We start from the raw sequence: 18,172 nt of genomic DNA, 5'->3' as shown, positions 1-18,172 counted from the left end.
CTGGAAACAGATAACCAAATACTGACAACTGATGGCTGACAGCTCCCAACTGATATGTCTACGCGAGAAAAAATAATTGTTATATGTGCGTTATTGGCTGTTGTATATGGCGCTTACAGCTTTTTTCCCCGGACTTCCCCCCCGGTCCCTGTCGGGAACTCGGAGACGAAATCAGAGGAACTGAACAAGTTTGTGCTTGAGGTGGCTGGAAAATTGGCGAACAAGGATTTTTCAAATTTTGATAATTATATTTTGGAACAGGCGGCAGGTCAATGGAAAGAGGACCCTTTCCTGGCGTCCGGATTATCGGTGGAATCCGAGCCGCCCGTAGTCAAGGCTGAAAAATTAGCCCGGGAACTAAGCCTCACTTATTCCGGATATCTGATAATGGGAAATAAGATTCTTGCCATCATTAATGGTATGGAATATGAGGTGGGTGAAGCATTGGCAGGCCATGGAGAATGTATTGTAAGAAATATTTCTCCGCTTGAGACAGAGATTGGAATAAAGGGAAGTAAGGAGAAGATCATCATCCCGATAGAAGAGAATTGAAAATTGAAAATTCTGAAAGAATCGGATATGATTGAAAATTATCATTTGAAAACAATATATTATCTGTTTGTTTTTTGTTTTTTATCTGTTACGCTGCTTTTCGGATGCGCTGTTGAAAAACACACTGAAGAAAATATTCTTTTTGACGCGTGGAAAACCATGGCTGAAAAGTCAAAGGGATATTCTCCTGCCACAGAAAGGCATAATCCTGCTTTTACGGGTCAAGGAGAAGAGAGCGATTTAAAGCAATCCTCTGCCTTTGAAAAACTGGAAAAAGATAAAACTGATGCGCCGTCCCCAAAAAGAGCGGACAGACCCGCGTCTGAAGATTTGAAGGAGATGCGGGTGCCGGAGCAGGTGGTTTCGGAGAAAGACTCAGAAAACGGTTTTGAATCGTTTTCCGAGCCTGAAAAACTGTTTCCCACTGAAAAAATATCCATGAAAATGAATAAGATTGATGTTGCAGTGCTGCTCCGCACACTGGCCAGAATTGCCGGTCAGAATATTATCATCAGCGAAAATGTCACAGGCAAGGCTGATATCAATATTAGCGAGTCACCGTGGAATGAGGTCTTTTACAGTATTCTTCGCACATATGGCCTTACTTACGCGCGGGAGGGAAACATCATCCGTATCATTGCATTGGAAGATATGGATAAAGAATTGAAACTGTTGGAGATTGATAAAAAAAAAGAATCCGGCAAAAGGGCGTTTGAACAGGTCGAACCGCTTCTCACCAGGGTTATTCGTATCAAATTCGCGGACGCTGATAAACTGAAGGAAAATCTCAGGCAATTTCTTACAGCAGATAAGGATGGAAAAAAGCGCGGGGCTGTCGCTGTGAATGAACATACCCGTTCCCTGATTATCCAGGCCACACGAAGTGATATTGAAACAATGACGGCTCTGATTGAGACATTGGACAGGCCCATTCTCCAGGTCCTGATTGAGGCCCATATTGTGGAAACAAGCAAAGATACTGCTATGGAGCTTGGCATACAGTGGGGCGGCTTATATCATCATAGCGACGGAAACAGTAACTACTGGATTACCCCTGATGCAAATCAGCAGGTGGAAGGATCTGACACTGAGATCAGTCCCGGGTCCGGGAGCGTTGTCAATTTTCCAAGTACGCTTGAAGAGGGGGTGGGGCTGAATATTGGTTATGTTGCTCAGAAGGTGGGAAGATACCTTCTTTCCGCACAATTGTCAGCGCTTCAGAAACAAGGCAGACTGAATATCCTCTCAAGCCCCTCTGTCACCACTCTTGACAATCAGCTCGCCACCATTGAAAGCGGTAAGGATGTCCCTTTTCAGACCGTTGAAGATGGCGAGGTCGATATTGTATTTAAAAAAGCGGTACTCAGCCTGGAGGTGACGCCTCATGTGATTGATGAGCAAACTCTGAAAATGAGTATCCGCACCCATAAAGATGAGCTTGATTTTAGCAAACCTGTGCAGGGAAATCCTACGATTATCACCAAAAACGCAGAAACCAATGTGATACTCTTTGACGGACAGACCACGGTAATCGGAGGTCTTAGCAAGGAAACTTCAAGCGATAGTGAATCCGGAGTCCCTGTTTTAAAGGATATTCCCTTATTGGGCAATCTTTTCAAGGGAAAGGGAAGCCAGAACAATATGGAAGAAGTTTTAATCTTCATTACACCGCATATTCTCAGGGAGCGACACCTGACACACGAAACAGAATGAGACAAATATATTCAGTAAATGGAAAGTGCCCCGAAATGCTCGCCCGGGACTGACAAATCCCGGGCATCTCCGGAGGATTTGTCAATCCTCCGGGAGCGGTTCAGGAACATTTTCCATTACAGCGATCTATGCGTTTCCGTTTTTCAGCTCAAAACGTTTGATCTTCCCTGTGGCGGTCTTTGGCAGTTCATCAACAAACTCTATCCATCTCGGATATTTGTAGTGAGCCAGTGCTTTTTTTACATATGCTTTCATCTCTTTTTCAAGCTCGGGAGATGGCTTGTAAGATTCCCTCAGTACGACAAACGCTTTTGGCTTAATCAGATTTTCCGCATCCGGGGTCCCGACCACACCGCATTCCAATACAGCGGGATGCTCCATCAGACACGCCTCGACTTCTATGGGAGAGACCCATATTCCGCCGACCTTCAGCATATCATTTGTGCGCCCCACATAATAAAAAAAGCCCTCCTCATCCCGATAAAACTTGTCTCCTGTGTTGAGCCACGCGCCCATCATGGTCTCTTTTGTCTTGTCATGTTTGTTCCAGTAATAAGCGGCCGCGCTGTCTCCTTTGACCAGCAAGGTTCCCACGTCTCCATCCGGAACATCATGAAAATTCTCATCCACAATTCTTGCCTCATATCCGGGAACAATCTGTCCGGTGCTTCCGCGCCGCGCCTTTCCCGCTCTGTTGGAAATATAAATGTGAGCCATTTCAGTTGAGCCGATACCGTCCATAATATCCAGACCAAAACGTTCCTTCCAACGTTTGAAAATTTCAGGCGTCAGTGCCTCGCCTGCGGAGATACAAAGGCGAAGACCGTTCATTTCCCCCTCTTGTTCCAGGAGATATCCGTACAATGTGGGGACACCGAAGTAAATCGTGGGCTGATACTGCTGAATCATGTCAAAAACTGCCTCCGGAGTCGGCCGTCCGGGAAGATAGGCACTTGTGGCTCCCACACTGAAGGGAAAGTAAAGCCCGTTTCCCAGGCCATATGCAAAGAAAAGCTTTGCCGCTGAAAAACAGATATCATTTTCCCGGATATTGAGAACCTGCTTGCCATAAGTCTCAGAAGCATAAACCATGTCATGATGCAGATGAACCGTTCCTTTGGGCTGTCCGGTGGAACCAGAACTGTAAAGCCAGAAGCATGCATCGTCAGGGCTGGTGGGAGCAGGCTCAAGGTCAGGAGGCTGTTGTGATATCATCTCGGAAAAGGCCAGATCATTTTCAGCGCCTTTACCATTTACGACAATGATATTTTCTACATATTTAAAGTCCTCCCGAACAGGATCAATGCAATTCAGAAGCGAATTATCAACAACCAGAACACGGGCTCTGCTGTCATTCAGAAAATATTTATAATCTTTTGGCCGCATCAGTGTGTTGAGGCAGATGGGAACTGCCCCCATTTTGATTGCTCCGAAAAATGCCTGAGGATAAATTTCCGTATCTGGCAGAAGCAGGGCAACACGATCTTCCATTCTTATGCCGAGAGAGCGAAGTCCGTTTCCGAATTGGTTCACCCTTTCTTGAATCTCCGAATATGTCAGAGAACGGTCCTCGCACAGAACAGCGATTTTCTCACCTCTGCCTTCCCGAATATTTCTGTCCACAAAATAATCAGCAGCGTTAAAAATTTCCGGAAGTTTCAATTCAAATTGCATTTGTTATCTCCTTTTTTGTCATTGGTATATAAAAATCAGTATGGCTTCTCAGAAAATATCTCTGACAGAAACCGATTTTTTTTCCTGTGTCAGTTAAGCTGAACAGTGTAGAGAATTTATGAGTTTTTAATCTGCAACATATTTTTTTATAAAATTTTGAAAAATATTTTCACGCACCCCCTGATTGTGGATGACATTGTATTTCTGATCCTCAGTTTGAAAATCAGGTTCCCTGATCTTCATGCCCCTCATTAAAGGACTCCGCTAAAGACACATTCTCCCCACCTCCCTCAAGTCCCTCAGAAGAAGAAATGATTTACTAATATTTTTCCCTGAGGGGGCAGCGGGTCTTTTCGGAGTAATGCATTTTTTACGAGTGCCTTGAACTCATGAGTTTCCATTGTTGCCAATTGGAACTGCTTAGTTTTTTATGCAAACCTTGTGCCATCTCTCACAAGGTCTGCTGAAAAGACAAGGATTTCTTTGTTACATTTAAAGCTGATATATTGATTTTATTCATTTATTTTTTAAAAAAAAGAAGTGCATAAAAACCCATATAAAATTAAGCGGCTAAAAATAAATGAATGAAATTTGGAGAATCCATGGGGAAAAATAAAATGCCAAACCTTAAGTGCCAGTGTTAAGTGTTAGGATCAAAATACTTATTATTTTAGTTATGACAGGATATTAGCGTTTTTTTACGGATCAAAAACAGAGATGGGAAGAAAGTAGAAAAAATTTTTCAGCGGGGGAAAGATTCTTTCATCTGGTCAGAAGAGGCTCAGAATTTTCCAGGAAGGGGTGATCATTCATGCAGGGTTCTGGCCGACATCTGCCACAATGTTCCTTCATGGAATTTGGCAGGCAGAGAAATCAGGCTTTGCCCCAGATAATAAAAACACAGCCACAGCACCAGCAGGCTGAGTGAAAACTGGATAAATCTGAAGATTTTTTTTAATCGAAAAGACCGGGCAGGCTCCGGGGTTTTCAGTCTCTCCAGACAATTGGTGCAAAGGACCCGGTCTTCATGTTCGGTGACGCATTCCCTGCAAAAATAACGGCCGCATTCAGGACATCGGGCCGCAGCCTCACGGAAACTATGATTGGCACATCGCTGATGGGTCAGTTTCATTTTTTTAACAGAACAAGTCCGGAAATGCCGAGTATAAACTCACAGCATATGGAAAAGATATAGTAACCTGTCAGCCACGGACTGTCCAATGGCGACAATGCAGAGATCATTTTGAGTATTGCCCAGTGATTATGTATTATTCCCGGGTGTTTTATTGCGGTGACAAAGGAAAAAACATAGCTGAAAATTAAAGCAGCACAGGCATAGCCCAGGGTTATCCATGTCATGACCTGAACCGCTTTTTTCATATCACTGCCATGCTGTTTGACCAACGCAATAATGACGCATACACAGATTGCCATGGTTATGATGCTTACCAAAAGACTGATGGCCGGATGATTATAGAACAAATCTGTCAGATCTGCCACCCCGACGACCAACAGCAGGCAGAATAAAATATAATGCACTTTTCCATGTTCATGCCTTGAAAACGAGTTATCCGGCCTGTCCGCCAGGGAATCCGGAAAACGCTTCGGAATGTTCTCCGTTAATGCTTCGGGGGGTAATATTCCCTGAACTTCTTCAATTTTTGGTCTTAAAAGCGTTATGACTTTCCGGGCTGTTTTCACCCGATGCAGTGACGGCAATTTTTCCATTTGCACGGCTGTCCGGAGGTGACATATACAAGTAGGCCCTTTCAGCCAGTTGATCAGCAGGCATAAAAAGAACAAACCGCCTGTTATTCCTATTATCTTATCAAAAAAAGGGGGTTCGGTAAAGAGAAGCAAGATAAAACCTGCGAGACTCAGGCATGCTACTATATTTGAAATTTTTCCGATAGCGGTTTTTCGGATAATAATGGCCTGAATATCCTTGTAATAAAACCGCTTATAATCTTCTGAGAAGCTTGTTGAATAAACAGAGAGCAGGTGATCCGACCCCAGGTAAAGGACATTATATCCGAAAAAGCCTCTTTTTTTACCTGGTAAGCGTCTGTATTCTTTTGTTTGTTTTTTCATTATGCTAACGCGTTGCCAAAGAATAAAAAAATACGGCCCATCCGAGCAGTTGGCATCCGGCAAGAAAAAAGGCTGTTATAAAGCGAATTTTGGTTCGCGGAATAAGACTTGCAGGGGCTTTCCAATAACGGAGAGTTATAAAAAGCACGGCCGGGGCAGTAAGAATCGTAGGGAAGATAAACATCATGGGAATAACAGCCAGATATAACGCCATATTATCATAAAGCATCCGATGGTTTTCAAGGTTTCTGATCTTCCGTTTTTTTTTGCCAGTTTCAAGGCAGGAAGGACATATATGCCTGCCATTGAAATCAATATCACATAAAGCGCACAAAAATCTGCCGCAGACAGAACACGGAACCACCGCCTTTTTCCCGGGATGATAAAAACACGCTGCCTCATCATCCATCAGAAGGGTTTCTCCGGAGTTTCCCGTGGGCAGCTCTCTGAACAAAGCAGGAAAGACATCGGCTTTTATCAGAACGCCACAGGAGGGACATCGGCTCATTTCGGGAGTGTTAAAGAGTTCCCCTTTAAGGGGGGCCATACATTTGGTGCATTTAAGCAAAACAGCCCTTCCTTTCCTGATGATCCTGACACGGAATGCCGGATATCAGATAATCTCAGCAGATCGAAAATTCCCTGTTCCTCGTTTCCATGCCTTACGTCCCGTTTTTCTCGTTCTTGCGCTTTGCGTGGGAACGAGATTGAATCTCAGCCAGATCGAAAAGTTTTCGGCCTGTCACAGAGCAGACATGACGGACGGGGGAAAAACCCGGTTTTTTTCAGCAGGGGAGGTCCCCTGTCCGGGAAAAAAGCCGGGTTTCTCTGCTGTTCCGCACACAGTCAGGAAACTTTTCGATCTGCTGAATCTGTATTTTATCTCATTTTCTGATCACCCGGGTGTTACATATCCGATCATGCAAGGTTCGTTTCTGTTCATCAAACGCGGCCATAATATAGCCAATCAGTAACATTATGCTGCTCAGAATCTCTGCAAAATACCGCCCAAACGCTCTGGCATAACTTATTTTTCCACCGTCATCAGTGACCACCTTTATCTTACAGGCCATTTTTCCTATTGTGGCACCAAATTTGCCCAGAAGCCATGTTGTGTAGGCAGTGGCAATGATAATTTGAAGCAAAAACAAATGGATCGGCAGAAAAGGCGATTCGGCAATCTGTGCAAGGTCGGAAAGAAAGCTGTTAAGGACACCTAAAATGATTCCGTCAATAATTTTGGCACCAAAGCGGATCCAGAATCCTGCATATCTCATGTCGTTTCCGACATTCATTCCCTCTTTCAACTTTTGAAAAAACGCGGGCTTGCAGGACGAGCACACCCAGGAATCTCCGTAACGGATCATATCATCCCGGGGAAATGCCCTGGCGCATTCGGAACAAAACGATTCCCCGGAATTTCCCGTTATTTTTGCTTTTAGCTCTGTTTCAGCATCAGACACCCTGACTTTGCCATATTCCTGCCAGTCAGCCATACCGGAATGCCATACCAGTGTCTTGGAACTGATTTTATTCTCCCTCGTCAGCCTTTGAAAATCTTCCTCACTCACCGGGCCGACTTGCTCTCCGTTATCAGCATAATACCACTTCATAATTCCCTCCGGCTTTACAAAAAATTGATAATTGATAATTATCGCTCCTGTATGATTGGAAAATCCGTTGGAATGCCCGGGAGTTGTCAATCCCAAGCGAGCATTTTGGAACATTCTCAATTCCCAATTTTCAATTTTTAATTAACCATTGACACCCATTCCCTTTTCATATACATAAACTCGCACAATCCGCAAGCAGAAGCCTGCATAATACAACATTTTTTTCATCTGAACACAACTTTTTCACCTGAACACAACAACTCAGACCACAAAGGTAATCCATATCATGAAGATAGGGTGAGTTCGTGTTTTTTTTGTAAAACGGAGGTTATTTTATTTTTATGAAAAAAACTATTTTTTCAATGACCCTGATTGTATTTGCTCTGCTGACTGTTGCTCCGGGATTTGCCCATTATGGCATGGTGATTCCTTCTGACTCCATGGTCATGCAGGGAGAGAACAAAACTGTAAATATGAAGCTTTCTTTTTCCCATCCTTTTGAACTGATCGGAATGGAATTGGAAAAACCCGCTGCTTTCGGTGTCATGGCTAACGGCAAAAAGGAAGACCTGCTGGGCACGCTCAAAAATGCCAAGATCATGGATCATACTGCATGGGAAGCAGATTACAAGATAAAACGCCCTGGAATATATATGTTTTATATGGAACCCAAACCTTACTGGGAACCTGCGGAAGACTGTTTTATCGTTCATTATACAAAGACTGTGGTCACTGCTTTCGGAGATGATGAAGGATGGGACGCTGAAATCGGCCTTAAAACCGAAATCGTACCGCTTTCAAAACCTTTCGGACTTTATGCCGGAAACATTTTCCAGGGAATTGTCAAACTTGACGGCAAACCTGTTCCATATGCCGAAGTAGAGGTGGAATATTATAACGCAGACGGAAAATCAGAAGCTCCCACAGATTATATGGTCACTCAGACCATCAAGGCAGATCAAAACGGCATCTTTACCTATGCCTCACCCAAAGCCGGATGGTGGGGATTTGCAGCGCTGAACACATCAGATAATAAAATAAAACACGATGGTGAGGATAAAGATGTGGAAATTGGTGCAGTCATCTGGGTGGAATTTCAGGACTGGAAAATGAAATAAGATCGTTAGGTGTTAGGGGTGTTAGGTGTTAGGTGTTAGGGTGTTAGGGTGTTAGGTGTTAGGTGTTAGGGTGTTAGGTGTTAGGTGTTAGGTGTTAGGTAAGCTGTCTAAAAATATCACTTTTTGCTATTATTTTTTACCCGTTCCCGTTTCCTTCGACAGCCTCAGGGAACGGGAACGAAATTTCAGACCCCTGAGCCTGTCGAAGGGCCGAAGGGCAACTCAGAAAGCGCAGACGGTGGGTTTCGCTTCGCTCCACCCACCCTACATTTCGGGTAGATTATTTTTTTAGGAAATTCCTAAGTTGTTAATCACTAAGCGTTAAATTTGAGCATTTTTCCTAACACCTTAACACCTAACACCTAACACCTAACACCCTAACATCCTAACACCTAACACCCTAACACCTAACAGCCAAAACCCAACATCCAACACATTTAATTTTAAGGAGAGTTTTCTGATGCACATTTCCGAAGGTATTTTATCTGCCCCTGTTTTGTTTTCAGGCGCGGCGATTGCCGCAGCAGGCACGGCAGTTGGTCTGAAAAAGCTGGATTATGACGGCATTGCCAAGACCGGTATCCTTTCAGCCTCTTTTTTCGTGGCCTCGCTGATTCACGTTCCCATCGGCCCTTCCAGTGTCCACCTTATTCTTAACGGAATTGTGGGGCTTTTGCTGGGATGGGCCGCGTTTCCCGCCATTCTGATTGCCCTGATGCTTCAGGCCGTGTTTTTCCAGTTTGGCGGTATTACCACCCTCGGCGTAAACACAGTGATCATGGCCATACCGGCTGTGATTTGTTATATGTTTTTTGCGCCTCTGCTCAAAAAGAAACCTGTTATTGCCTTTTCAGCGGCATTTGCATGCGGTGCTTTTTCCGTGCTTATTAGCGGGCTGATCGTTGCATTTGCCCTGATGTTCACAGAAGAAAATTTTCTGAAAGTCTGCGGGCTGATACTGGCCGCGCATATCCCTGTGATGATTATTGAAGGAGTTGTTACGGCTTTTTGCGTAGGTTTTTTACAGAAAGTTCAACCGGATATGTTGCCCCGGCATTTCAGTGAAACGCGAATCAGAGAAAAAAAAATATTCGAACCTACCGGAGTCGCAAATGCAAATGAGTAACCAATATGATATCCGAAATTCAAAGCTTCTGAAAGTTTTCCCCGCACTCCGGATCAGAGAGGAGCTTCAAAAATTTTTCACCATAAAAAAAATGTATTTATTTATTTTTTTTATGGCAGTTTTGCTTCTTTTTACTGTCTCTGCCAGTGCCCACAAAGTAACCGTTTTTGCATGGGTGGAAGGAGACATGGTATATGTTGAGAGCAAATTCAGCGGCGGAAAAAAGGTCAGAGGAGGGGAGGTCATTGTTTCTGATCCTTCGGAAACCCGGCAATTTATTAAGGGAAAGACAAATAATCAGGGAGAATTTTCCTTTAAGATTCCGGATAATAGGGCATTAAAGATTGTTGTCATGGCCGGAATGGGCCACCGGGGAGAATGGATAATTCCCCTTGAAGAGATCGGAGAGGCCGAAGAAACTGAAACCTTTGCTTCTCCGAAACCGGTTGCAAACGAGCCGGAAAAAGCGATTCAGGCCATATCAGCACCAGTCCCTGTTCTGATGGCTGATATCCAATTGGCAATGGAAAAATCGCTTGATAACAAACTGAAACCTGTCATTAAAATGCTGAATGAACTCCGACAGGATCAGAAACCCTCTGTCACGGATATTTTCGGAGGTATCGGCTATATTTTCGGTCTGGCGGGGGTTGCCGCTTATTTTAATTGTCGTCGGAAAAAATCTCCCTGATTTATTGCATTTTTCATTGCCGGAACATTTATTGACGATGATCCGAAAATATTTCGGACGGGATTGCAACCCCATATGCATCAGGCTAAGATCGTAACTCATTGTTTTTATTAATCCGTGATCTGCCGGACGGGGTTTGCAACCCCGTCCGAAATATTTTCCGACCCCCGAAAACAAACGTTTCGGACGGGGTTGCAAACCCCGTCCGGCAGTCTTAGCCTGATGCATATGGATTGCAACCCCCGTCCGGCAAAAAGGCAAAACTGAAACCCCGTCCGGGGCGAAAAACCCCGTCTGGCAAAACAAATCAGATTCCCTGTTGTTAAAATCATCTTGACATCCCCCTTTCTGTAATGCTATTAAAAAGAATTTTAGTGAATCCGTCTGTCTGTATATACAGGTGAGCTGATTCATGTTTATTTTTATGCACAGATTTTTATCGCTTTATTTCAAGTGCGGATTTATTCGTTTCGGTAAGCGGATAAATCCGTACTTTCATGAGAGGGTAAGTCATTGATGATTCTATACTTTTACCCTGTCCTTGCTCTGATTTTTCATCGGGGCTTTATATCCGTAAGGAGGTTATTTGTTGTATGAGAAGATATGAGACGATTTTCATTACCGATCCTGATCTTTCAAATGAAGATCGGGATCCCTTTTTTAAAAAAATAAAAGAACTCATTTCTGAGCAGAAAGGGTTTCTGGTGATGTTTGATGAATGGGGAACCCAGAAGCTCGCTTATGAAATTAAGAAAAAGACCCGGGGTCATTATGTTCGTCTGGATTATTGCGGAACCGGAGACCTTGTGCTTGAAATAGAACGAATTTGCCGGATTGATGACCGGTCTTTGAAATACATGACAGTTTTGCTTGAAGACGCTGTAGATGTTGAAAGTTTAAAGAAAGAAATGGCCGAACCGGAAACCAGCGAGGAAACACCGTCGGACGCTTCTCCGGAAGCCGCTGATACGCCCGAACCGGAAGCTGCTGATGCGCCCGAACCGGAAGCTGCTGATACGCCCGAACCGGAAGCTGCTGACGCGCCCGAACCGGAAGCCAAAGCATAAGAAAAAATAACAGAAACCCAGAAAAATAAGAAAGAGGAGTTGTAAAATGGCTTTCCGCCCCCAAAGACGGGTATCCAATGTTAAGAAGAAAAGAATATTCCAGCGACGTAAAGTTTGCCGCTTTTGTGCGGACAGCAGTCTGGTAATTAATTACAAAGATGTAAAAACACTCAGGTATTTTATAACAGAGCGCGGTAAGATCATTCCGAGACGTATATCCGGAACCTGTTCAAAACATCAGCGCGCACTGACACAGGCCATCAAGCGCGCCCGCACAATTGCGCTTCTGCCCTATGTGGGTACGATGGAATCATAGATTTGTCATCAGGTGTCAGATGTGTTTCCTGATAATCAGAACTGAGGTTTGAATAGCTTAACCCTGACCAGAGACCTGCGAGGTTTTTCAAACCTCGCAGGTCTCTGACCTTAAAGAAAAAAATTATTTAAACCTGTCCTTTAACACCTGACACTTGGGAGAAGAGGATAAGTGCCGCAGACAATTCAAGGGGAAGTATCAAAGGATATCCTAACTGGTATTGCCACCACAAGCCTTATATTTGCAATATCAGCCTATATGCCGATCTTCAGTTTTTTATCCCTGTTCATCCCCTTGCCGATTCTTTTTTATCGTTCAAAACTCGGCAGAAAAACCGGAAGCATCGTCCCTGTCGCGTCAGCCATTGTGATGCTTGTGATGTTCGGGGGGATATCTCTCGGTATATTATTCTATGTTAAGCTGCTATTGTTGGGGTTTGTTCTGGGTGAGCTGATTGAGTTGGATATTTCGATTGAAAAAACAGTAGGGTATGCGTGTGCCACAGTGCTGCTGGCAGGATGTGTCGGCCTGCTGCTTTATAATAATATATCCGGAACAAACATTGCCACCCTGGTATCGGAATATATAGCAAAAGTCATTGATTTGATGATTGAACTGCTTCGGACCATGGAAGCACCGGAAGAAAACATCCATACCATTTCAAGAATTCGGGAAGACATTCATTTTTTTATCATAAGATTCATTCCCGCCTATATCATTGCGTCAACCCTTTTTGAGGCGTGGATAAGTCTGCTGGTCGCCAGGCCCGTGCTTAAAAGCAGGAATCTTTTTTACCCTGATTTCGGTTCTCTTAATTTATGGAAAGCGCCTGAATTTCTTGTATGGGGCGTTATCGGATGCGGACTGACGCTTTTGTTTTCAGACCCGTTTTTTAAAATATTCGGTCTGAGCGGCCTTCTTATTCTGATGGTGATATATTTTTTTCAGGGGGTGGCCATTGTATCGTTTTATTTTGAAAAAAAACGGTTCCCCCGTGTTCTCAGATTTTTTTTATACAGCCTTGTCATTCTGCAACCGATGGTAATGATGCTTCTTGTTGTCGGACTTGGTTTTTTTGATATGTGGACAGACTTCAGAAAATTGGAAACGCAAAAAAAGGAATAAAGGCTGTTCCTTAGCGGAGGTTTTTTAAATGAAAGTAATTTTAAAAGAAACAATAGACTCACTGGGCATTATCGGCAGTGAGGTGACAGTTGCGGATGGTTATGCCCGTAATTATCTTTTACCCCAGAGCAAAGCCCTGAAAGCAACGCCTGCAAATCGCAAAATACTGGAACAGGAAAAGTTCAAAATTGAACTCCAGATTGCCAAAGAAAAGGGACTTGCTGAGGAAATGGCTAAAAGGCTTGAGGGGGTTACATGCAAGATCGTTGCCAAGGTCAGCCAGGAGGACCGTCTTTATGGTTCCGTGTCTTTGCGTGATATTCTTGATACCCTTGAAACTCAGGATATTAAGATTGAAAAGCAGATGGTTTTACTTACTGAGCCTATCAAAACCATCGGCACTTTCAAAATCCCCATTCGTATTTACAAAGATGTTGAAACCGAAATTACGGTTGAAATCGTACCGGAATAACTTCCAAGAGACTCAGAAACTAATTTTTTTTGGAAAAAAGCTTAGTGCGTTGTCAAGTTTGTTTTTAGGAGCTGACGTATATAAAGACCAACTCATAATTTCAATCTTGACAAGGCATTAGTTTCTGAGTGTTTTTTTCGGCACTGGTTCCGTTCAATGGGAAAGCTCGTAAAAACAGATGGTTATATGAACAGATCAAAAGTTGGCCAAGCTACTGTTTTTTCAAACAAATCCGATAAATTTCCCTGAAAAATCCCATTGAACGGAACCAGTGCCTTTTTTTCCTAACCTTAATATATTCAATCAGATCAGATGGCCCATAGCCAGTTTCAAATCGTTAAGGACCCTTCCCTTCATCATCTGCCGCCGCAACACATAGAAGCTGAACAGTCCATACTCAGCACAGTTCTGCGCGACAGCAGTATGCTGCTTGATATCATTGAAATCCTCTCCCCGGATGATTTTTACAGTTCTGTGCATAAAAAAATTTTTGAAGCCATGGCGGAGCTTTTCAGAAAAGACAGTCCTGTGGACATTATCACTGTGTTAGGTGTTCTGAGAGAAAAAGACGACCTGGAAAAAATCGGCGGAGAAAGCTATCTTGCATGGCTGATAGACAGTGTCCCAATTTCTGTAAACGCGGCTCACCATGCGAGAATCGTCCACGACAAAGCGTGTTTAAGACGGCTGATCGAAAAGTCAAATGCCATTACCGGGCGGTGCTTTGAAGATCAGGGAAATATTGACGACATCATTGACTTTGCAGAGCGTTCCATTTTTGAAATCTCGGAAAACAAAATTAATCCCGCGTTTTATTCCATTGGCAAACTCATTGACGGCACCATTGACACGCTTGAGGAACGTCAGGAAAGAAAAGCCCTGGTGACCGGGGTTCCCACGGGCTTCAGCAAACTCGATGAGATGACCGCGGGGCTCCAGCCTGCGGACCTGATTATCCTTGCGGCAAGGCCGTCCATGGGCAAATGCTGCGAAGCCTCCACAGAAATCCTTTTGGCCGATGGCAGTGTCACCACCATAGCGGACATCTGCCGGCGTCAGCACGCGGAGCTTCTGACATTAAACAAAAACTGGAAATTCAGTCCCACACAGCCCTCTGACTTTGTTGATGACAATAAAAAAATGGTTTTTCGTGTCACCACCCGCCTGGGGCGTTTTGTGGAAACCACCCTGCCCCATCCGTTTCTGACGATTCAGGGATGGAAGCCCCTTTCCGAACTGAAACCCGGGGATAAAATCGCTGTACCCAGAAAACTGGATATTTTTGGCACCGAAGCCATGCGTGAATGTGAAATTAAACTGCTGGCCTATCTGATCGGTGACGGCAATCTGACCAATGCCAGTCCGAGATTCACGAACCAGCATCCTCGCATGCTGGCGGATTTTGTCAAGGCTGCGGAAGCGTTCGGCGGGATTACGGCGCGCGTGAGCAGAAGTGCAAACCGATCCCCTGATGTCAGCGTGTCTTCTGCCCCTGAATTCACAGAAAACAGAATGTTATTCTCACATCTCCTGCGAGAACAAATCGCAGGAAAAGGCTTATCCCAAAAACAGTTTGCAAAAGGCATCGGTGCGTCCCCATCTGCTGTGAGCGGCTGGGTGAACGCCAAATATGCGCCCTCGTTTGCCTTGCTGGACACTATCAGCAGCTTTTTGGAAACTGATCTGTCCCAACTGATGCCTGATGGCTATTCCGCGGTTGCCAAGAACAGTAAAAACATGCTGGTTTTATGGCTGGAAAAACTGGGCCTTCAGGGGAAAAATTCGCACGATAAATTTGTCCCCTCGCCGATATTCAGGCTCCCCCGCGAGTTGCTTGCCCTGTTCCTGAACCGCGTGTTTGCCACAGATGGCTGGGCCAGTGTCCTGAGCAGCGGGCAGGCGCAGATGGGATATTGCAGTGTAAGCGAAAAACTGATTCGTCAGATACAGCATTTGCTCCTGCGTTTCGGAATTATTGCCAAAATAAAGAAACGCAGTATGGCGTATGCAGGTGAGCGTCGTTTTGCTTGGCAGTTGGACATCACAGATGCTGATTCAATCCGTGTTTTCATCAGGGATATTGGGATATTTGGCAAAGAGGATGCCCTTGAAAAAGTAAGGGCCGCTATTGCCTCAAAGCCTTACAGAACCAACACGGATCTGATTCCGGCAGAAATTTGGGAGCAACTGACACAGCTCAAAGGCAGTGAATCCTGGGCGCAACTTGCCAAACGCGCAGGAATTGCAGGCTATTCCAACATTCATGTCGGGAAAAGATCGCTGCCCAGAAAACGTCTTGCCGCTTTGGCAAACGCGCTGAAGGATGAAGATTTGCAGGCATTGGCCCGGAGTGAGGTGTACTGGGATGAAATTGTCTCCATCGTGTCAATGGGAGAAAAGCAGGTCTATGATCTGACGATTCCTGACACACACAACTTTGTGGCTAACGATATCTGCGTTCATAATACCGCGCTTGCCCTGAATATTGCCAGGAACGCGGCAGATAAGGCAAATGTCGCGGTGGCGGTATTTTCACTTGAGATGTCAAAAGAGCAACTGACCATGCGCATGCTCTGTTCCGATGCAAGGGTGGATTCATCCCGCATAAGAAGCGGTTTTTTCAGCAGGGAAGACTGGGAAAATATCACAGATGCTGCCACAGTTCTGACCGATCTGCCCATTTACATAGATGATTCTCCCAATGTTTCAAGCATGGAAATCAGAGCCAAGTCACGCAGGCTCAAGATGGACAAGGGGCTGGGGCTGATCATCATTGACTACTTGCAGCTTATGAAAAGCAGTGCTTCGGCCGAGCGCAGGGACCTTGAAATCGCAGAAATGTCAAAATCCTTAAAGTCGCTGGCCAAAGAGCTTGAAGTGCCGGTGATAGCCCTTTCCCAGCTAAACAGAAAGCTCGAAGAACGAGGTGACAAACGACCTCAGCTCTCAGATCTGAGGGAATCAGGGTCCTTGGAGCAGGATGCGGATGTGGTTGCTTTTATCTACAGAGATGAGATATATAACAAAGATGAAAATAATCCCAACAGAGGCACAGCAGAACTCATCATCAGCAAGCAGCGAAACGGACCTGTGGGGACGGTGCCGCTGACCTTCATCAATAAATATACACGGTTTGAAAACCCGGCTCCGGAGTATGATGGATGATATGCATATGAAGGACAGGGGAATTTTCAGTAGCCTTACAGAACCTGTTTCAGTAAAGAGAAACCATATGCAATCAAATAAAATCTGCGAACGATGTGGAAAACCAATTCAATACATTTATAAAAAATTCAGAGGGAAAGAACGGAGATTCGCTGTTACATGCAGTTGCATTTTGGAACGGAAAAAATCAGAAAAACGAATATCAAAAGAACAGGATATAATATTCGCCCTCAAAGCAAGAGGATTCAGTTCCGGCATTAACGCAACAATGACACTCAAAACATGGAAAGACATAGGTATTGAGGAACAACTGGATAAATACAGAGAAAATATTAAGCTGGATAAAAAAAACTGGCTCTATTTATGCGGAGATAACGGCCTGGGAAAAACACATATGGCATATGCCCTGACCCGGCAGATCGCTGTGGATCACCTGTGGGAACCTGCTGCAATTCAATGGGCGGAATATTGCTCAAAAATGCAACAATCTTATGAGAATAACTTCATTGAAAATGAATGGAAAATCGTAAGAGAAGTCAGGATACTCATGATTGACGACTTGGACAAAAAGCTTGCATCTCCCGGGGCTATGGGCCAGCTATATGAACTGATTGATTACCGTTATCGTTTTAACATCCCCACAATACTCACAGCGAATCACACAATAAACGAACTGAAAAAACTTTGGATAAAAGATGAGAGTATAAAGGACTTAGGCAAGGCGATTATAAGCCGTATAAAAGGCTGTGCAACCGAAATAAAATTTACTGGAAAGGATTACCGAACTGAAAAGAACATCTGAAGATACAATCAGTTTGCCGGACGATGTTGCCGGACGGGGTTTGCAACCCCGTCCGAAATTTTTATCGGCGGTGATCCGGAAAACATCCCGGACGGGGTTGCAAATCCTGCCCGGCAAAAATGTGCGGGAGCATACGATCTGTTTATCGCTTATCATTTATTTTCAGTATATTACGGATTAGGAGAATGCGTATGAACCCATCAGAAATTTCTCAAAACATATATGAACATGATTTCTGTGCATGGCTTGACCGTAATGCGGGGCTTTTAAGAGAGGGGAAATTATCTGAAATTGATGTGGAAAATATTGCGGAGGAATTGGAGACCATGGGAAAAAGCCAGCACCGGGAACTGGTCAGCCGGCTGAAGATATTGTTCGCTCATTTGCTGAAATGGCAGTTTGAACCCAGGTACCGTTCAAAAAGCTGGAAAGGAACTATCATTGAACAGAGGCAGCAGATAAGGGGACTGCTGGAAACCAGTCCGAGCCTGAAACACGGGATTGATGAGAAACTGACAAGGGCTTATGCGGACGCTGTGGAATATGCTGCCAATGAAACTGGTATTCCCGAAGCTGATTTTCCCGAAATCTGTCCGTATTCTTTGGAACAAGGTCTGGATAAGAATTTTTATCCTGACTGAACTTAC

The 18,172-nt window shown here is 44.4% G+C and carries 17 protein-coding genes; 12 read left to right on the top strand and 5 right to left on the bottom strand.

Going from position 1 to position 18,172, the window contains the following annotated elements:
* The first annotated feature begins 54 nt into the window (after positions 1-54).
* Together dnm_RS08870 and pilQ are read left to right on the top strand one after the other, a co-directional pair.
* The gene (locus tag dnm_RS08870) at positions 55-552 is read left to right on the top strand and encodes a hypothetical protein (protein WP_207682307.1); all 498 of its coding nucleotides are present in this window, start codon (positions 55-57) and stop codon (positions 550-552) included.
* Between the two features lie 3 nt (positions 553-555).
* Positions 556-2,265, top strand: coding sequence for a type IV pilus secretin PilQ (gene pilQ, locus dnm_RS08865; protein WP_207682306.1), 1,710 nt, complete (start codon positions 556-558; stop codon positions 2,263-2,265).
* 126 nt (positions 2,266-2,391) lie between these two features.
* Here the strand turns inward: pilQ and dnm_RS08860 are convergent, their stop codons facing one another.
* The 5 genes from dnm_RS08860 to dnm_RS08840 form a co-directional block, all read right to left on the bottom strand.
* Positions 2,392-3,939 carry a benzoate-CoA ligase family protein gene (locus dnm_RS08860; protein WP_207682305.1) on the bottom strand — a complete coding sequence of 516 codons (1,548 nt, stop codon included), beginning with the start codon at positions 3,937-3,939 and terminating at the stop codon, positions 2,392-2,394.
* An 805-nt stretch (positions 3,940-4,744) separates the two neighbouring features.
* Complete coding sequence (locus tag dnm_RS08855; RefSeq protein WP_207682304.1) at positions 4,745-5,071, bottom strand: hypothetical protein; 327 nt, start codon at positions 5,069-5,071, stop codon at positions 4,745-4,747.
* Complete coding sequence (locus dnm_RS08850) at positions 5,068-6,030, bottom strand: hypothetical protein (protein WP_207682303.1); 963 nt, start codon at positions 6,028-6,030, stop codon at positions 5,068-5,070. Before dnm_RS08850 ends, dnm_RS08855 begins: the two co-directional genes overlap by 4 nt.
* Before the next feature lie 4 nt (positions 6,031-6,034).
* Positions 6,035-6,598 carry a hypothetical protein gene (locus tag dnm_RS08845; protein WP_207682302.1) on the bottom strand — a complete coding sequence of 188 codons (564 nt, stop codon included), beginning with the start codon at positions 6,596-6,598 and terminating at the stop codon, positions 6,035-6,037.
* A gap of 316 nt (positions 6,599-6,914) precedes the next feature.
* Positions 6,915-7,643 carry an RDD family protein gene (locus dnm_RS08840; RefSeq protein WP_207682301.1) on the bottom strand — a complete coding sequence of 243 codons (729 nt, stop codon included), beginning with the start codon at positions 7,641-7,643 and terminating at the stop codon, positions 6,915-6,917.
* Between the two features lie 362 nt (positions 7,644-8,005).
* On the opposite strand from dnm_RS08840, the gene dnm_RS08835 reads away from it, so the two are divergent.
* From dnm_RS08835 to dnm_RS08790, 10 genes are all read left to right on the top strand, one after another.
* The gene (locus dnm_RS08835) at positions 8,006-8,761 is read left to right on the top strand and encodes a DUF4198 domain-containing protein (protein ID WP_435051589.1); all 756 of its coding nucleotides are present in this window, start codon (positions 8,006-8,008) and stop codon (positions 8,759-8,761) included.
* A gap of 460 nt (positions 8,762-9,221) precedes the next feature.
* On the top strand, positions 9,222-9,887 hold the full coding sequence (gene cbiM / locus dnm_RS08830; RefSeq protein ID WP_207682299.1) for a cobalt transporter CbiM: 666 nt from the start codon (positions 9,222-9,224) through the stop codon (positions 9,885-9,887).
* The gene (locus tag dnm_RS08825; RefSeq protein WP_207682298.1) at positions 9,880-10,578 is read left to right on the top strand and encodes a NikL family nickel/cobalt ECF transporter subunit; all 699 of its coding nucleotides are present in this window, start codon (positions 9,880-9,882) and stop codon (positions 10,576-10,578) included. Before cbiM ends, dnm_RS08825 begins: the two co-directional genes overlap by 8 nt.
* A gap of 593 nt (positions 10,579-11,171) precedes the next feature.
* Positions 11,172-11,645 (top strand): 30S ribosomal protein S6, encoded by a 474-nt coding sequence (gene rpsF / locus dnm_RS08820; RefSeq protein WP_207682297.1) that lies wholly within the window; start codon positions 11,172-11,174, stop codon positions 11,643-11,645.
* Positions 11,646-11,691: 46 nt separating this feature from the next.
* Entirely contained in the window at positions 11,692-11,961 is a 270-nt protein-coding gene (gene rpsR, locus dnm_RS08815; protein WP_207682296.1) for a 30S ribosomal protein S18, read from the top strand.
* A 171-nt stretch (positions 11,962-12,132) separates the two neighbouring features.
* Positions 12,133-13,086 carry a DUF2232 domain-containing protein gene (locus tag dnm_RS08810; protein WP_207682295.1) on the top strand — a complete coding sequence of 318 codons (954 nt, stop codon included), beginning with the start codon at positions 12,133-12,135 and terminating at the stop codon, positions 13,084-13,086.
* Positions 13,087-13,114: 28 nt separating this feature from the next.
* Positions 13,115-13,558, top strand: coding sequence for a 50S ribosomal protein L9 (rplI, locus tag dnm_RS08805; RefSeq protein WP_207682294.1), 444 nt, complete (start codon positions 13,115-13,117; stop codon positions 13,556-13,558).
* Positions 13,559-13,870: 312 nt separating this feature from the next.
* Positions 13,871-16,723 carry a replicative DNA helicase gene (dnaB, locus tag dnm_RS08800; protein ID WP_207682293.1) on the top strand — a complete coding sequence of 951 codons (2,853 nt, stop codon included), beginning with the start codon at positions 13,871-13,873 and terminating at the stop codon, positions 16,721-16,723.
* Between the two features lie 67 nt (positions 16,724-16,790).
* Positions 16,791-17,525, top strand: a complete 735-nt coding sequence (locus tag dnm_RS08795) for an ATP-binding protein (protein WP_207682292.1) — start codon at positions 16,791-16,793, stop codon at positions 17,523-17,525.
* A 191-nt stretch (positions 17,526-17,716) separates the two neighbouring features.
* Positions 17,717-18,166: a DUF29 domain-containing protein gene (locus dnm_RS08790; protein ID WP_207682291.1), complete on the top strand. Its 450-nt coding sequence runs from the start codon at positions 17,717-17,719 to the stop codon at positions 18,164-18,166.
* Positions 18,167-18,172 lie beyond the last annotated feature (6 nt).

This window comes from Desulfonema magnum (genome assembly GCF_017377395.1).
Taxonomy (GTDB): Bacteria; Desulfobacterota; Desulfobacteria; order Desulfobacterales; family 4be13; genus Desulfonema_C; species Desulfonema_C magnum.
The sequence above is the reverse complement of the archived record's forward strand: the minus strand, read 5'-3'. Positions and strand labels throughout refer to the sequence as shown.

Excerpts from the sequence above, each read along its gene's own strand:
- dnm_RS08790 (WP_207682291.1), top strand. The coding sequence starts at position 17,717 with ATGAACCCATCAGAAATTTCTCAAAACATATATGAACATGATTTCTGT.
- cbiM (WP_207682299.1), top strand. The coding sequence starts at position 9,222 with ATGCACATTTCCGAAGGTATTTTATCTGCCCCTGTTTTGTTTTCAGGC.
- dnm_RS08825 (WP_207682298.1), top strand. The coding sequence starts at position 9,880 with ATGAGTAACCAATATGATATCCGAAATTCAAAGCTTCTGAAAGTTTTC.
- dnm_RS08870 (WP_207682307.1), top strand. The coding sequence starts at position 55 with ATGTCTACGCGAGAAAAAATAATTGTTATATGTGCGTTATTGGCTGTT.
- dnm_RS08860 (WP_207682305.1), bottom strand. The coding sequence starts at position 3,939 with ATGCAATTTGAATTGAAACTTCCGGAAATTTTTAACGCTGCTGATTAT.
- rpsF (WP_207682297.1), top strand. The coding sequence starts at position 11,172 with ATGAGAAGATATGAGACGATTTTCATTACCGATCCTGATCTTTCAAAT.
- dnm_RS08835 (WP_435051589.1), top strand. The coding sequence starts at position 8,006 with ATGACCCTGATTGTATTTGCTCTGCTGACTGTTGCTCCGGGATTTGCC.
- rplI (WP_207682294.1), top strand. The coding sequence starts at position 13,115 with ATGAAAGTAATTTTAAAAGAAACAATAGACTCACTGGGCATTATCGGC.
- rpsR (WP_207682296.1), top strand. The coding sequence starts at position 11,692 with ATGGCTTTCCGCCCCCAAAGACGGGTATCCAATGTTAAGAAGAAAAGA.
- dnaB (WP_207682293.1), top strand. The coding sequence starts at position 13,871 with ATGGCCCATAGCCAGTTTCAAATCGTTAAGGACCCTTCCCTTCATCAT.
- dnm_RS08840 (WP_207682301.1), bottom strand. The coding sequence starts at position 7,643 with ATGAAGTGGTATTATGCTGATAACGGAGAGCAAGTCGGCCCGGTGAGT.
- dnm_RS08850 (WP_207682303.1), bottom strand. The coding sequence starts at position 6,030 with ATGAAAAAACAAACAAAAGAATACAGACGCTTACCAGGTAAAAAAAGA.
- dnm_RS08795 (WP_207682292.1), top strand. The coding sequence starts at position 16,791 with ATGCAATCAAATAAAATCTGCGAACGATGTGGAAAACCAATTCAATAC.
- dnm_RS08855 (WP_207682304.1), bottom strand. The coding sequence starts at position 5,071 with ATGAAACTGACCCATCAGCGATGTGCCAATCATAGTTTCCGTGAGGCT.